We start from the raw sequence: 13,144 nt of genomic DNA, 5'->3' as shown, positions 1-13,144 counted from the left end.
CATCGACCAGGCAAATCCTCAGGAATAAATCACCGCGGGATCGTGGCGCAGTGGCCAAGGACGGTAAGATACGTGCCATTCAATCCCCCGCATGACCAGCCCCAAAGGAATCCCCATGTCGCATCAGGACGATCACCCCCGCCACCTGCGCCGCCTGGCCCTGGCTTTGCTCGGCGCCCTGGCCCTGAGCGCCTGCTCCCCCAGCGACCCACGCAGTGCCGGCGTAGCCCTCGGCGGTGCCCAGGGCCACGCCGGCGCGCAACTGGCCTATGAACACGAACTGACCCTGTCGTTGCCCTCGGAGCAGATCGGCCCGCGCCTGGCGCAAACCCGTGAGGCTTGCGAACAGGCGAAGTTCGGCGCGTGCAATATCCTGCGCCTGGAACAAGGCCAATACCGCGCTCAGGTGGTGCTGCGCATCGTCCCTGGCGGCGTCGAGCCCCTGGTCCAGCAGGCCGCCGCAGGCGCCGAGCTGGGCGAGCGCATCACCAGCGCCGAAGACCTGGCCGATGCCGTGGCCGACGTGCAGCGCCAGCAGCAACGGCTCAAGGCCCAGCAGCAGCGGCTGGACGAACTGGCCGCGCGCAAGGACATCAGCGTCGGCGACCTGATCGCCTTGAGCAAGGAACAAGCCGGCATCGAGAATGACCTGCAAGCCCTGGCCCAGACCGCCGCTGGCCAGCAACGGCGGTTGGACACCAACCGCCTGACCCTGAACTTCCAGCCCAGCGACAGCGGCCAGCGCAGCTCCAACCTCAAGCGCGCCTTCAGCAACCTGCTGGACAACCTGGCCGACGGTACCGCCGAGGCCCTGGAGAAAGGCAGCTACGTGCTGCCCTTCGTGATCCTCGCCTTCCCCCTGGCGCTGTTGTGGGTCTGGCTGTGGCGCAAGTTCGTCCGTCGCCGCCAATAACCTCGCCTAGGCCTGGGCCTGGAGCGCCAGTTGCAAGCGCTCCAGGCCGATGCCGAACCCAGCCCCCTGGCGATAAGCCCCCGCCCCCACCACTTGCTGCTGCGCCCCGAGGCGCCGGCAACGCACCTCGAAACCCTCGCCATCCAGGTAATAGCTCAAGCCACGCTTGACTCCGAGGTTGAGCTCATAGTCCAGCGCCAAGGCATCCAGGAAGCCGGTGCACAACTGCTGCGCCTGCACCAGTGCCTGGCGTGGGTCGGGCCCGAGGATCTCCAGCCCCAGCTGGGTGAATTCGCGGTAGCGCCCGGCCTGGGGCTTCTCGTAGCGATAGCAGCGGGCAACGTAGAAGAACAGTGCCCGGGTCCGTCCCGCCAGCAGCTCGCAAGCGGTTTCCTGGAACAGCGCGGTGGCCTCCGGAATCAGGCAGCACGGGCGCCCGGCCTTGTCGGCGAAGGCCCACATCTGGCCGATGACTTCACTGCCACCGGCCTTCTCGATGAAGGTGTTCTGGCCCCACAAGGCCGGGACTATGACTTCTTCAGCACCCGCTTGGATGAAGCCAGCTCCGGAACCGGCCCTCCAGGATGCGCAGGTTGGCGGCTTGTTCGCCGGTGATCATTCGCGTGCCACGGAGCATGGTCATGGGTCGTTCCTCTGGTTTTTTACGGACAATAAAAAAGGCGCCTTGCAGGGCGCCTTGGTGGTGAGTCGAGGGTCAGTGGCGAGGGATGCGCATCACTGACGGCTCGACGCGCATACGCGACCACGGCCCCTGGAATGAGGTCGATGGTGATGGGGGCGATTGCCGAGCCGGAAAAAATTCATGGCGCATCCTGGCATAGCGGATGCGCCGATGCCAAGCCTACTGGCGCGCCATGCAACGCTGATAGCGCTCGTCCACCCGCTTGGCGAACCAGGCGGTGGTCAGCTGGCGCGTGATCTTCGGGCTCTTGAGCTCGATGCCCGGGAGTATCTGCCGCGGTACGCCCTTGCCCTTGGCCTGGTCGGCCAGGGCGAACACCTTGCGGTACAGCGCGGTTTGCTCGAACTGCGCGCTGTCGCCCTGCTCCAGCTGGTCGCGAATCACCGGGTTGCGCAGCCCCAACTGCTTGCCCAGGGTGCGTACCGCCAGCTCGGTACTGCCGGGCAGGATCGAGTCGTAGCGGATCAGGTCGCCATCGAGCGCCAGGCGAGTTCCGCTGAGCTGGCTGACCGCGGCCTGGAACGCGGCATTGCGGCTGGCGTACCAGCCAGCGTTGAAGTCGGCGAAGCGATACAGCGGCTGCGGGTAGCTCACCGGATAACCCAGCAGGTGGGCAATGCCGAAGTACAGGCCACCGCGACGACTGAAGACTTCGTGGCGGATCGAATCTCGTGGTGAATAGGGATAGCCCTGGGCGTGCTTCTCGGCAAAGGCGATGCTGACCTGCATCGGCCCGCCGGTATGCACCGGGTTGAAACCACCGAACAGGGTCTGGCCCATGGGCACCTGGCCGATGAAGTCATCGAAGATCGCGCTCAGTTCCTTTTCGGTACGGGCCTTGGCCAGGCGCTGGCTGTAGGACTGGCCGTCGCTGGAACGTACCTGCAACGCGGCGCTGACCAGCAGCCCCGGAACATGTGCCTTGGCCGCACGGCGATCGACCTCATCCCGGGCAATGCGCCCCAGGCCCGGCACCGCCGGATCGACCTGGAAACCGGACTCCTGCTCGGCCACCGCCAGCACCGCGCACAGGTTGCCGGGACTGGGCTCGAGCCCCTGGGCACTGAAGGCCACCTGGATGTCCCGGGCCCAGCCCTGGCGATCGTTCACCTGGGCGGGCAACAGTCGCAGGATGCGCGCCTGGACCTGTTCGGCAGGTATCTCGGGCGAGCGGGAACCGGGCTGGCTGGCACAACCGGCCAACAACAGCAGGCCCAGGAAACTGCCGACAAGGCGCTGTGAAATCATGTTTCTCCAAGGAAATTCGGGACCCGGTCCCATGCAAGTAAAGCAACGAACGCGAGCTTCGACCAAAGACCTGCAACGCCGTTCCCCTGCCCCTCGACAGCGTGATCGGCTTCGTGTAACCGCTGCCACAGCCTGCGCACGGGCGCGCAGCGGCCGCCTGGCCCGGCCATTCCTGCACTGAAGGTCCTTACGGGCCTTGGCGCAGCCTCGCAAGCTCGGCAGCGGCGACAGATCGGCTCAAATCGCCGGCAACAGCAACAGGGCCGACTAGAATCCATCTACTGCACATCCCCGCCTGGGTGTATGTTCGACGACTCCCTCGTCTTGCCATGGAGTAATGCCCGGATGTTGAACCTGGATTTCTTGATCACCAGCCTGATCGTCGTGCTGATTCCCGGCAGCGGCGTGATCCTCACCATCTCCACCGCCCTGCTGGCCGGCAAGCGCGCCAGCCTGTTCACCGCCATCGGCTGCACCGGCGGGATAGTCCCGCACCTGCTGGCCTCGATCCTCGGCCTGTCGGCGATCCTGCATACCAGTGCCCTGGCGTTCCAGGGCCTGAAGTTCGCCGGGGTCGCCTACCTGCTGTACCTGGCCTACGCCACCTGGCGCGATCGCTCGGCCTTCGCCGTCGACAGCCACGCAGTCAGCCAGGGCGCCGGCGCGCTGATGCTCAAGGCCTGCCTGCTGAACATCCTCAACCCCAAGCTGACGATCTTCTTCCTCGCCTTCCTGCCGCAGTTCATCAGCCACGACGGCAGCGACCCGATCCCGCAGATGCTGCTCCTGAGCGGCGTGTTCATGGCCATGACCTTCTTGGTGTTCGCCCTCTACGGCTTGCTGGCCAACCTGTTCCGCCGCGCGGTGATCGAGTCGCCCAAGGTCCAGGACTGGCTGCGCCGCAGCTTCGCCGCCAGCTTTGCCGGCCTGGGGCTGAATCTGGCCTTCGCCCAGCGTTGACGCCGTGACGAGCAGCGCCAGGCCCATGACATTGACTGCCTTGCCGAGGACCCAGACATGACCTGCAGCGACGTATTGATCTGCGGCGCCGGCCCCACCGGCCTGGTCCTGGCGCTCTGGTTGCGCCAGCAAGGAGTCAAGGTGCGGATCATCGACAAGACCCATGGCCCGGGCACCACGTCCCGGGCCCTGGCGGTGCAGGCCCGGACCCTGGAACTGTATCGTCAGCTGGGCCTGACCCAGGCCATCGTCGAGCGCGGCTACCACGTGCCGGCGGTGAACCTCTGGGTCAAGGGCGAGCGGGCCGCGCAGCTGCCGTTCAATGCCATCGGCACCGACCTGACACCCTACCCCTTCCTGCAGATCTTCCCCCAGGACGAACACGAGCAACTGCTGATCGAGCGCCTGGCCCAGCTGGGTACCCAGGTCGAGCGCGACACCGAACTGCTGGCCTTCACCGACCACGGCCACCTGGTCAACGCCCGCCTGCGCGGCCCCGACGGCCGCGAAGAACACTGCCAGGCGTTCTACCTGGCCGGTTGCGACGGCGCCCACTCCGTCGTGCGCAAGACCCTGGGCAGCGCCTTCCCCGGCGGCACCTACCAGCAGGTGTTCTACGTCGCCGATGTCGAGGCCGGCGGCCCGAGCCTCGATGGCCAGCTGCATGTGGACCTGGACGATGCCGACTTCCTGGCAGTGTTTCCCCTGGCCCAGAGTGGTCGGGCGCGGCTGATCGGCACCGTACGCGACGAACGCGCCGAGCACTCGGAGCACCTGCGCTTCGAGGATGTCAGCCAGCGCGCCATGCACCAGCTCAAGGTGGAGGTCGGCCAGGTCAACTGGTTCTCCAGCTACCGGGTGCACCACCGGGTGGCCGAGCAATTCCGCTGTGGCCGGGCGTTCCTGCTGGGCGACGCGGCGCACCTGCACAGCCCCGCTGGCGGGCAGGGCATGAACACCGGGATTGGCGACGCGATCAACCTGGCCTGGAAGCTGGCCGCGGTACTCAAGGGCCAGGCCAGCGAGGGCCTGCTGGACAGCTACGGCATCGAGCGCATGGAGTTCGCCCGGCGCCTGGTGGCCACCACCGACCGGGTGTTCAGCTTCGCCACCGCCGACGGCCCGATCGCCCAGCTGGTGCGGACCCGCCTGGCGCCCCTGCTACTGCCGAAGATCGCCGCCGTGGAGCGGGCCCGGGAGTTCCTGTTTCGCACCGTGTCGCAGATCACCCTGAACTACCGCGGCATGCCCCTGAGCGCCGGCGGCGCCGGCCCGGTGCACGGCGGCGATCGCCTGCCCTGGGTCAGGAGCGAGGGGCAAGACAATTTCGACAGCCTGGAGTACCTGGGCTGGCAAGTGCATGTGTATGGCGAGGCGAATGAGGATTTGCGCGACTGGTGCCAGGCCCGGGGAGTCCCGTTGTCGAGCTTCGACTGGCTGCCGGCCCATGCCGAGGCCGGGCTGGTGCGCAACGCCCTGTACCTGCTGCGCCCCGACACCTACGTGGCGCTGGCGGAGCGTTCGGCCGACCCGCAGGTGCTGGAGCGGTACTTTCGTGAACAGCGGATCCAGCCCCGGGCCGGCGCCACGCTGGACTGCGGCCCGCCCTGGAGCGCCTGACAGGCAGGCGCCCAGGGGTGGCTCAGATCCCGGCCAGGGCCAGGTCCATGGCGAAGTAGGTGAAGATCAGGTCGGCGCCGGCGCGCTTGATCGAACCCAGGCTCTCGCGTACCACGCGCTGCTCGTCGATGGCCCCGGCCTGGGCACCGAACTTGATCATCGCGTACTCGCCGCTGACCTGGTACGCCGCCACCGGCAGGCGCGAGGCTTCGCGGATGTCGCGGATGATGTCCAGGTAGGCGCCCGCCGGCTTGACCATCAGCGAGTCGGCGCCTTCCTGCTCGTCCAGCAACGACTCACGCACCGCTTCGCGGCGGTTCATCGGGTTCATCTGGTAGCTCTTGCGGTCGCCCTTGAGCGCGCTGCCGCCGGCTTCACGGAACGGGCCATAGAGCGCCGAGGCGAACTTGGTGGAATAGGCCATGATCGGCGTCTGGGTGAACCCGGCGGCGTCCAGGGCCCGGCGAATGGCCTGGACCTGGCCGTCCATGGCCGCCGACGGGGCGATCACGTCGGCACCGGCACGGGCGGCGGCCACGGCCTGCTTGCCGAGGTTGATCAGGGTCTGGTCGTTATCCACCTCATGGCCATGCATCACGCCGCAATGGCCGTGCTCGGTGTACTCGCAGAAGCAGGTGTCGGACATCACCACCATCTCCGGCACCGCGTCCTTGGCGATGCGCGACATGCGCGAGACCAGGCCGTTTTCCTGCCAGGTGTCGCTGCCATCGCCATCCAGGTGGTGGGACACGCCGAAGGTCATCACCGACTTGATCCCGGCGCGGGCATAACGCTCGATCTCGCTGGCGAGCCTGGACTCGGGAATGCGCATCACACCGGGCATGCTCTTGATCGGCACGAAATCGTCGATTTCCTCCTCGACGAAAATCGGCAGCACCAGGTCGTTGAGGGTGAATTCGGTTTCCTGGAACAGGCTGCGCAGCTGTTCGGAACGACGCAGGCGACGAGGACGGGCTTCTGGAAACTGACTGGACATGTTTTTTCCTAAGGCTGGGCGCGGGACAACTAGAGCTATATCGAAAAAAGGCTGAAAGCTTATGCCTGCGGCCGCCCGGGTACAAACCCGGGATGCTCAAGAGAGCCTTGCCGATCAGGTAACAATCGCCGGCAACCCCGGTGTTAAGGCACTCGCCACGAGGGCCGCGCAGTGCGCTGCGACGATCTGCCGCAAGCGTGCCGGGGCTGCTGAGGGCCTGGGCTACAGGCTCAGGTGGCCTGCGATGCAGGTCACCGCGTTGCCACCGATCCACACCTCGTCCCCCACCTGTTCCACCTCGATGCAACCGGCACGCCCCATGCTCAGGCCCTGGCTGACCCGATAGCGCGCCGGGGCCAGCCCCGCCCCCAGCAACCACTGGGCAATGCCGGCGTTCAGGCTGCCGGTGGCCGGGTCCTCGGGCATGCCGTCGCCAGCGATGAAGGCCCGGACTTCGAACTGCGCATCGCTCTCGTCGCGCTCCGGGTCGCAAGGGGCGATCACCCCCACCGCCAGGCCGCTCAACTGCGAATAGTCGGGTTGCAGCTCCAGCACCTGCTGGCGCTCGGCGAGCATCACTGCCAGCCAACCAGCGCCGTTATCGACCCACTGGGCATCGACGATCGCCCACGGCGCCAGGCGCAAGCCCTGGCACACCTGCTCCAGCAACTCGGGCGCCACCGGCCCGGAGCGCAGCAGGGGCGGCGCCAGGAACGCCAATTGCTGCCCTTGACGGCGGATCCGCACCAGGCCCACCGCGCACTCCTGGATGATCTCCTGGCCCTTGGGCACCCCACCGGACTCCAGCCAGGCATGGCAACTGCCCAGGGTCGGATGTCCGGCGAACGGCAGCTCATTCAGGGTGGTGAAGATCCGCAGCCGATAGTCGGCACGCGGGTCCCGGGGCTGGAGGATGAAGGTGGTTTCGCTGAGGTTGGTCCAGTTGGCGAAGGTCGCCATTTGCTGTTCGTCGAGCCCGTCGGCGTCGAACACCACGGCCACCGGGTTGCCCTTCAGGGGCGTCGAGCTGAAGACATCGACTTGCTTGAAACTCAGGGGGCGCATACAAAATTTCCCGTTTCTTATTAAGGCACAGCGTTATAAGGCACAACGTGGCTGTAGCGCGGCTGCGAAAAGGGCCGCAGGCCCTTGCTTGGCGCCCCTAGACACACCTCTGGCGTTCTTGAGATCACCGCGACCGCGACGCGCTCGTGCGCAGCTTGCGGCCGCGGCTACAGGGCAGGCAACCGTCAAGAAACCTTGGGTATCTCCAGCCCGCGAATCACCGCCGGCCGGGCCAGGAAGCGCGCCAGCACCCGCTGCACGTTGGCGAAGTTGTCGATGCCCACCAGCTCCCCGGCCTCGTAGAAGCCGATCAGGTTGCGGATCCACGGGAAGGTGGCGATATCGGCAATGGTGTAGCGCTCGCCCATGATCCAGTCGCGCCCTTGCAGGTGCTTGTCGAGCACCCCCAGCAGGCGCTTGGCTTCGTTCACGTAGCGCTCCAGGGGCCGCTTGTCCTCGTACTCCTTGCCGGCGAACTTATTGAAGAAGCCGACCTGGCCGAACATCGGCCCGATGCCGCCCATCTGGAACATCAGCCACTGGATGGTTTCATAGCGGGCCGCCGATTCCTGGGCCAGCAGTTGCCCGCTCTTGTCGGCCAGGTAGACCAGGATCGCCCCGGACTCGAACAACGCCAGCGGCTGCTCGCCCGGGCCATGGGGATCGAGGATCGCCGGGATCTTGTTGTTGGGACTGACACTGAGGAACTCGGGCGTCATCTGGTCCTGGGTATCGAAGCTGATCCGATGGGCTTCGTAAGGCAGGCCGATCTCTTCGAGCATGATCGAGACCTTGACCCCATTGGGGGTGGGCAGGGAGTACAACTGGATCCAGTCGGGAAACTGCGCGGGCCATTTCTGGGTGACGGCAAAAGCGGAAAGATCGGTCATGACAGGCTTCCAGTCTCTATCAAAAGGGGAACAGCGCCACAGGCGGACAACCGCGGGGAATTATCCGCCGGCGCTTCTTAAATCGGCAACCTGCGGCGCTCAACCTGCCGATGATCGAATCAAATGCCATTCAGGGACTCAGACTTCACGGCCCCGGCAGGCCGAAACAATGGCAAGGCCAGCCTGCATAGCCAGAGCTGCTAGCAGGGCCTGGACAACGGCGCGCGTGAAGGCCCGCGCTGATCAGCCCAGGGCATCGAGCATCCGGTACCAGGCAATCCCCGCCCCCAGGTACAGGCGTTGCAAGCCATGCAGCGGGATCGGCCGCAGCGGCGTAAGCGGGAATGGAAAGTCCTGCCCTGTGCCCATCAATCTTCCGGCCAGGTACTTGCCCAGCAACGTCGACAGGGCAATGCCACGGCCGTTGTAGCCCAGCAGGATCGACAACCCCGGCGCAGGTTCATGCAGTTGCGGCAGGAAACTCGGGGTCAGGGCCACGCGCCCGCTCCAGCGGTACTCGATGGGTATGCCCGCCAGTTGCGGAAACAGGGTCAGCAACGAGCGCTCCAGGTGGCTCCAGTCGGCATCCTGGCGCGGTTCGGCAAACGGCCCGCGTCCCCCCAGCAACAAGCGCCCCTGGGCATCCTGCTTGAAGTACAACAGCAACCGCCGGGCATCGGAGCACACCTCGCCCCCGGGCAGGATGCTCTGGCGTAGCGGCGCAGGTAGCGGCCGGGTAGCGATGATGAAGCTATTGGCGGCGATTACCGTCTGGCGCAGTCCCGGCCACAGTCCATCGGTGTAGCCATTGGTCGCCAGCACGACCTTCGGCGCGCGCACCCGGATGCCGCGCCCGGTCTCCAGGGTCCATTGCCCGCCATCGCGGTACAGTTGCCGGACCCGACTCTGGCCATGCAGGCTCACCCCCAGCCCCAGGGCCACCCGGGCCAGGCCCCGGGCATAGTTCAGCGGATGCAGGCTGCCGGCCCGCGGGTCGACCCAGCCGCCCAGATACTGCTGGCTACCGATGCGTCGAGCCACCGCGGCCTTGTCCAGCAACTCCACGGCCACGCCGCGCTGGCGCCATTGCTCGGCGCGCCGCTCCAAAGTGTGCATTGCGGCGCTGGAACACGCCGGTTGGATCCAGCCCTTGCGAGTGGCATCGCAGCCAATGCCGTGCTCCTTGATCAGCTCGAACACTTCATCGGCCGCCGAACCCACGGCATTTACCAGCGCCTCGCCCTGCACCGGACCGAACTTGGCCAGCAGTTGCCCGGGATCGAACTTGAGCCCGGGAATCACCTGCCCACCGTTGCGCCCGGAAGCCCCCCAGCCGGGCTCACCGGCATCCAGCACACAGACCCTGGCACCGGCCTGGGCCAGGCGCAGGGCCGTGACCAGCCCGGTATAGCCGGCACCGACAATCGCCACATCGACCTCACGGTCCTCGGCCAGCGCCGGGGTGTGCTCGGCCGGCATGGCGGTGGCCGCCCACAGCGAGGGCGGCAAGCGCAAGGGCTCAGAGATGCTCATGCCTGCACCTCCCCGCCCTGGTTGAGCAAGCGCCGCAGGAAGTCCTGGGTACGCGGATGCCTGGGACTGCTGAGCACCGCCCTCGCCGACCCGGCCTCGACGATGCGCCCACCGTGGAGGAAGCACACCTGGTCCGCCACATCCTGGGCAAAACCCATTTCATGGGTAACCACGATCATGGTCATGCCTTCGCCGGCCAGCTTGCGCATCACCGCCAACACCTCCCCCACCAGTTCCGGGTCCAGGGCCGAGGTCGGCTCGTCGAACAGGATCGCCTCCGGTTCCATGGCCAGCGCCCGGGCAATCGCCACCCGTTGCTGCTGGCCGCCGGAGAGCTCGTCCGGATAGGCGTGCATGCGATGGGCCAGGCCGACCTTTTCCAGCAGGGCCTCGGCCCGCAAGCGCGCTTGGGTGGGGTCCTGCTGCTTGACGTAGATCGGCCCCTCGGTGACGTTCTGCAACGCCGTGCGGTGGGGAAACAGATTGAAGCGCTGGAACACCATGGCCACCCGGGTGCGCAGCTCATGGATGCTCTTGGCCTGCCGGTCGACCCGCGCTCCGCTCACCAGGATGTCACCCTGCTCGTAGCTTTCCAGGCCATTGATGCAGCGCAGCAGGGTCGACTTGCCGGACCCCGAAGGCCCGATCAGGCACACCACTTCACCGCTGCGCACCTCAAGGTCGATGCCTTCGAGCACCGCCACGTTGCCGAAGCTCTTGTGTACGCCCTTGATCTGGATCATGGCTTTCTCCGGCTGCTGATACGCGCCTCCAGGCGGCGCAGGACAAAGGACAATGGCAGGCTCAAGGCCAGGTAGAGCAAGGCGACCAGGGTGTAGACGGTCATGTTCTCGAAGGTCGAGGAAGCGATCAGCTGCCCGGCGCGGGTCATCTCGGCCACGGTGATGGTGGACACCAGCGACGAGTCCTTGAGCATCATCACCAGGGTGTTGCCATACGGAGGCAAGGCGATGCGCAAAGCCTGGGGCAGGACGACCCGGCGCATGATCATCGGCCCACGCATGCCGATGGACTCAGCCGCTTCGATCTGCCCCTGGTGGATGGCCTGGATACCGGCACGAAAGTTCTCCGCCTGGTACGCCGAATAGGCGATGCCCAGGCCGATCACCCCAGCCTGCATGGCGCTGAGCTGGATGCCGAAATCCGGCAGCACGAAGTAGATGTAGAACAGCTGGACGATGATCGGCAGCCCGCGAATGACATTGACCAGGCCGATGGCGAACAACGCCACCGAGCGCACCTTGGACACCATCATCAAGGCGAAGACCAGGCCGATCAGCGAACTGAGCACGAATGAGCCAACGGTGACCTGCAAGGTGACTACCGCCCCTTTCAATAGAATGGGCAGGAAGTCCAGAGCATTCTGGAGAAACATGGCAAGACCTGTTTAATCGGCGAGGAAGGAACCCGGGCCAGACGCCGGGCCGCGACTGGATCAGTTGAGCTTCCAGTGCTCGATGATGCGGTCCAGGGTGCCGTCGGCCTTGATTGCCGCGATCCCGCGGTTGACCTCGGCCAGGGTCTGCGCATCGCCCTGGCGCACGATCAGGCAGACATCGCCCATGACCACCGGCTGGTAGCCCTTGACCAGCCGCACCTTGTCCTGGCCGCCCTGGGCCAGCTGGTAGGCGAGGATCGGTCGGTCGGCGAAACCGGCCTTGATGCGCCCCAGGGCCAGGTCACGCATCAGGTCGGGAATCGAGTCATAGCCACGCACTTCCTTGAAGATCCCGCGCTTGTTCAACTCGTCGATGAATACCGTACCGACCTGGGCCCCGACGGTCGCCCCGGCCAGGTCCTCCATGCGGGTGTAGTCGGTCGCGTCGTCAGCCTTGACGATCAGGCCTTCGCCGTAGCTGAACACCGGGTCGGAGTACTGCACCACTTTCTCGCGCGCCGGGGTCCGCAGCATGGCGGCGGAAATGATGTCGATCTTGTGGGTGGTCAGGGAGGGAATCAGCGCGGCGAAGGTGGTCTGCTGGATCTCCACGGCGAAACCGCCGGCCTTGCCCACGGCCCGGGCGGCATCGATCATCATGCCCTCGATGCTCTGGCGCTTGACGTCGAGGAAGGTGAAGGGAATCCCGGTGGCGGTGGCGCCGACCTTGTATTGCGGTTCGGCCTGGGCCGACACCGGAAGGCCCAGGCCAAGGGCGCAACAGAGTGCGAATACAGCGGGTGCAAGGACGCGAGTGCGGGCGTGCATGGCGGATCTCCCATTGGACGGTTTTATTGTTTGAAGTCCGTGATGGATAGCCCCTAGTTTGGAAGGCAGGAGGCATGGACCCGACTATAAACAATTTACAAAAATCGTAAAGAGATTTATAAATATCGAATATCGATATTTAAAACTCAAAAACACTCAAAGGACTGGTCATGAACGATAACAACAACTCCCTTTTCAACCAGTCACTGGAAAAAGGCCTGGCGGTGCTGCGGGCCTTCAACGCTGCGCAACGGACCATGAACCTGGCGGAAATCGCCACGGCCGCCGACATCAACAAAAGCTCGGCGCAGCGCATGGTGCATACCCTGGAACAGCTGGGTTATGTGCGTAAGCATCCGCAGACCAAACGCTTCCAACTGACTCCGCGGGTGATGGAGATCGGCTACAACTACCTGGCCGCCGACACCCTGGTGGACGTGGCCAATCCCTTCCTCGCCGAGCTGGCCCAGGTCACCGGGGAAACCACCAACCTCACCGAGCCCGATGGGCAGGACATGGTCTATGTAGCGCGCTTTGTGGCACCCAAGTTCATTCCGATCCACATGCCCATTGGCAGCCGTATCCCGATGTACTGCACAGGTTCCGGGCGCGCCTACCTCAGCGCCCTGCCGGCAGCCGATGCCCGGCAGGTCCTCGAGGCCAGCGACCGCCAGGCCCATACCCGGCATACCCGCACCGAGCTCATGGACATCCTGCGGGAAATCGAGGCCAGCCAGCAGCGCGGCTATGCCTTGAATGCCGAAGAACTGTTCCTGGGGGACATGAGCATCGCGGCGCCGATCCTCGGTAGCCAGGGCCTGCCGGTGGCCGCCGTGCATGTGGTGGTGCCCAGCAGCCGCTGGACCCTGGAAGAAGCCGAACGCAAGCTCGCGCCTTCAGTGATCGAGTGCGCCCGGGCGATCCGCGCTTCGATCCGAACGCTCTAAGCTGCAAGCAACAAGCACCCGGTGAGGCTTGAGACTTGCAG

Annotated in this window: 13 protein-coding genes; 4 read left to right on the top strand and 9 right to left on the bottom strand. The window is 65.6% G+C overall.

Features of this window, described 5'->3' with window-relative positions; translation table 11 throughout:
• Positions 1-115: 115 nt before the first annotated feature.
• Complete coding sequence (locus tag H7A76_RS25675) at positions 116-913, top strand: DUF4349 domain-containing protein (RefSeq protein ID WP_185701096.1); 798 nt, start codon at positions 116-118, stop codon at positions 911-913.
• A 6-nt stretch (positions 914-919) separates the two neighbouring features.
• Here H7A76_RS25675 and H7A76_RS25670 read toward each other — a convergent pair whose 3' ends face one another.
• A complete protein-coding gene (locus H7A76_RS25670; protein WP_185701125.1) occupies positions 920-1,468 on the bottom strand; it encodes an ATP phosphoribosyltransferase regulatory subunit in 549 nt (182 codons plus the stop codon).
• Between the two features lie 307 nt (positions 1,469-1,775).
• On the bottom strand, positions 1,776-2,864 hold the full coding sequence (locus tag H7A76_RS25665) for a DUF1615 domain-containing protein (protein ID WP_185701095.1): 1,089 nt from the start codon (positions 2,862-2,864) through the stop codon (positions 1,776-1,778).
• A 345-nt stretch (positions 2,865-3,209) separates the two neighbouring features.
• Here H7A76_RS25665 and H7A76_RS25660 point away from each other — a divergent pair, with 345 nt between their 5' ends.
• Positions 3,210-3,824 carry a LysE family translocator gene (locus H7A76_RS25660; protein WP_185701094.1) on the top strand — a complete coding sequence of 205 codons (615 nt, stop codon included), beginning with the start codon at positions 3,210-3,212 and terminating at the stop codon, positions 3,822-3,824.
• A gap of 57 nt (positions 3,825-3,881) precedes the next feature.
• Positions 3,882-5,444, top strand: a complete 1,563-nt coding sequence (locus H7A76_RS25655; protein WP_185701093.1) for an FAD-dependent monooxygenase — start codon at positions 3,882-3,884, stop codon at positions 5,442-5,444.
• Positions 5,445-5,466: 22 nt separating this feature from the next.
• Here H7A76_RS25655 and hemB read toward each other — a convergent pair whose 3' ends face one another.
• From hemB to H7A76_RS25620, 7 genes are all read right to left on the bottom strand, one after another.
• Positions 5,467-6,441 carry a porphobilinogen synthase gene (gene hemB, locus H7A76_RS25650; protein ID WP_185701092.1) on the bottom strand — a complete coding sequence of 325 codons (975 nt, stop codon included), beginning with the start codon at positions 6,439-6,441 and terminating at the stop codon, positions 5,467-5,469.
• A 222-nt stretch (positions 6,442-6,663) separates the two neighbouring features.
• Entirely contained in the window at positions 6,664-7,506 is an 843-nt protein-coding gene (locus H7A76_RS25645) for a PhzF family phenazine biosynthesis protein (protein WP_185701091.1), read from the bottom strand.
• A 185-nt stretch (positions 7,507-7,691) separates the two neighbouring features.
• Complete coding sequence (locus H7A76_RS25640; protein ID WP_185701090.1) at positions 7,692-8,396, bottom strand: glutathione binding-like protein; 705 nt, start codon at positions 8,394-8,396, stop codon at positions 7,692-7,694.
• Between the two features lie 243 nt (positions 8,397-8,639).
• Entirely contained in the window at positions 8,640-9,929 is a 1,290-nt protein-coding gene (locus tag H7A76_RS25635) for an FAD-binding oxidoreductase (protein ID WP_185701089.1), read from the bottom strand.
• Positions 9,926-10,672, bottom strand: coding sequence for an amino acid ABC transporter ATP-binding protein (locus H7A76_RS25630; protein ID WP_185701088.1), 747 nt, complete (start codon positions 10,670-10,672; stop codon positions 9,926-9,928). The genes H7A76_RS25635 and H7A76_RS25630 overlap by 4 nt, the downstream gene beginning before the upstream one ends.
• The gene (locus H7A76_RS25625) at positions 10,669-11,325 is read right to left on the bottom strand and encodes an amino acid ABC transporter permease (RefSeq protein WP_185701087.1); all 657 of its coding nucleotides are present in this window, start codon (positions 11,323-11,325) and stop codon (positions 10,669-10,671) included. The genes H7A76_RS25630 and H7A76_RS25625 overlap by 4 nt, the downstream gene beginning before the upstream one ends.
• A 60-nt stretch (positions 11,326-11,385) precedes the next feature.
• Entirely contained in the window at positions 11,386-12,156 is a 771-nt protein-coding gene (locus H7A76_RS25620; RefSeq protein WP_185701086.1) for an ABC transporter substrate-binding protein, read from the bottom strand.
• A gap of 170 nt (positions 12,157-12,326) precedes the next feature.
• Between H7A76_RS25620 and H7A76_RS25615 the strand changes: the two genes are divergently transcribed.
• Positions 12,327-13,103 (top strand): IclR family transcriptional regulator, encoded by a 777-nt coding sequence (locus H7A76_RS25615; protein WP_185701085.1) that lies wholly within the window; start codon positions 12,327-12,329, stop codon positions 13,101-13,103.
• Positions 13,104-13,144 lie beyond the last annotated feature (41 nt).

The sequence above is a fragment of the Pseudomonas sp. MSSRFD41 genome, from assembly GCF_014230245.1.
Taxonomy (GTDB): Bacteria; Pseudomonadota; Gammaproteobacteria; order Pseudomonadales; family Pseudomonadaceae; genus Aquipseudomonas; species Aquipseudomonas piscis.
The sequence above is the reverse complement of the archived record's forward strand: the minus strand, read 5'-3'. Positions and strand labels throughout refer to the sequence as shown.

Excerpts from the sequence above, each read along its gene's own strand:
- H7A76_RS25675 (WP_185701096.1), top strand. The coding sequence starts at position 116 with ATGTCGCATCAGGACGATCACCCCCGCCACCTGCGCCGCCTGGCCCTG.
- H7A76_RS25665 (WP_185701095.1), bottom strand. The coding sequence starts at position 2,864 with ATGATTTCACAGCGCCTTGTCGGCAGTTTCCTGGGCCTGCTGTTGTTG.
- H7A76_RS25660 (WP_185701094.1), top strand. The coding sequence starts at position 3,210 with ATGTTGAACCTGGATTTCTTGATCACCAGCCTGATCGTCGTGCTGATT.
- H7A76_RS25655 (WP_185701093.1), top strand. The coding sequence starts at position 3,882 with ATGACCTGCAGCGACGTATTGATCTGCGGCGCCGGCCCCACCGGCCTG.
- hemB (WP_185701092.1), bottom strand. The coding sequence starts at position 6,441 with ATGTCCAGTCAGTTTCCAGAAGCCCGTCCTCGTCGCCTGCGTCGTTCC.
- H7A76_RS25645 (WP_185701091.1), bottom strand. The coding sequence starts at position 7,506 with ATGCGCCCCCTGAGTTTCAAGCAAGTCGATGTCTTCAGCTCGACGCCC.
- H7A76_RS25640 (WP_185701090.1), bottom strand. The coding sequence starts at position 8,396 with ATGACCGATCTTTCCGCTTTTGCCGTCACCCAGAAATGGCCCGCGCAG.
- H7A76_RS25635 (WP_185701089.1), bottom strand. The coding sequence starts at position 9,929 with ATGAGCATCTCTGAGCCCTTGCGCTTGCCGCCCTCGCTGTGGGCGGCC.
- H7A76_RS25630 (WP_185701088.1), bottom strand. The coding sequence starts at position 10,672 with ATGATCCAGATCAAGGGCGTACACAAGAGCTTCGGCAACGTGGCGGTG.
- H7A76_RS25625 (WP_185701087.1), bottom strand. The coding sequence starts at position 11,325 with ATGTTTCTCCAGAATGCTCTGGACTTCCTGCCCATTCTATTGAAAGGG.
- H7A76_RS25620 (WP_185701086.1), bottom strand. The coding sequence starts at position 12,156 with ATGCACGCCCGCACTCGCGTCCTTGCACCCGCTGTATTCGCACTCTGT.
- H7A76_RS25615 (WP_185701085.1), top strand. The coding sequence starts at position 12,327 with ATGAACGATAACAACAACTCCCTTTTCAACCAGTCACTGGAAAAAGGC.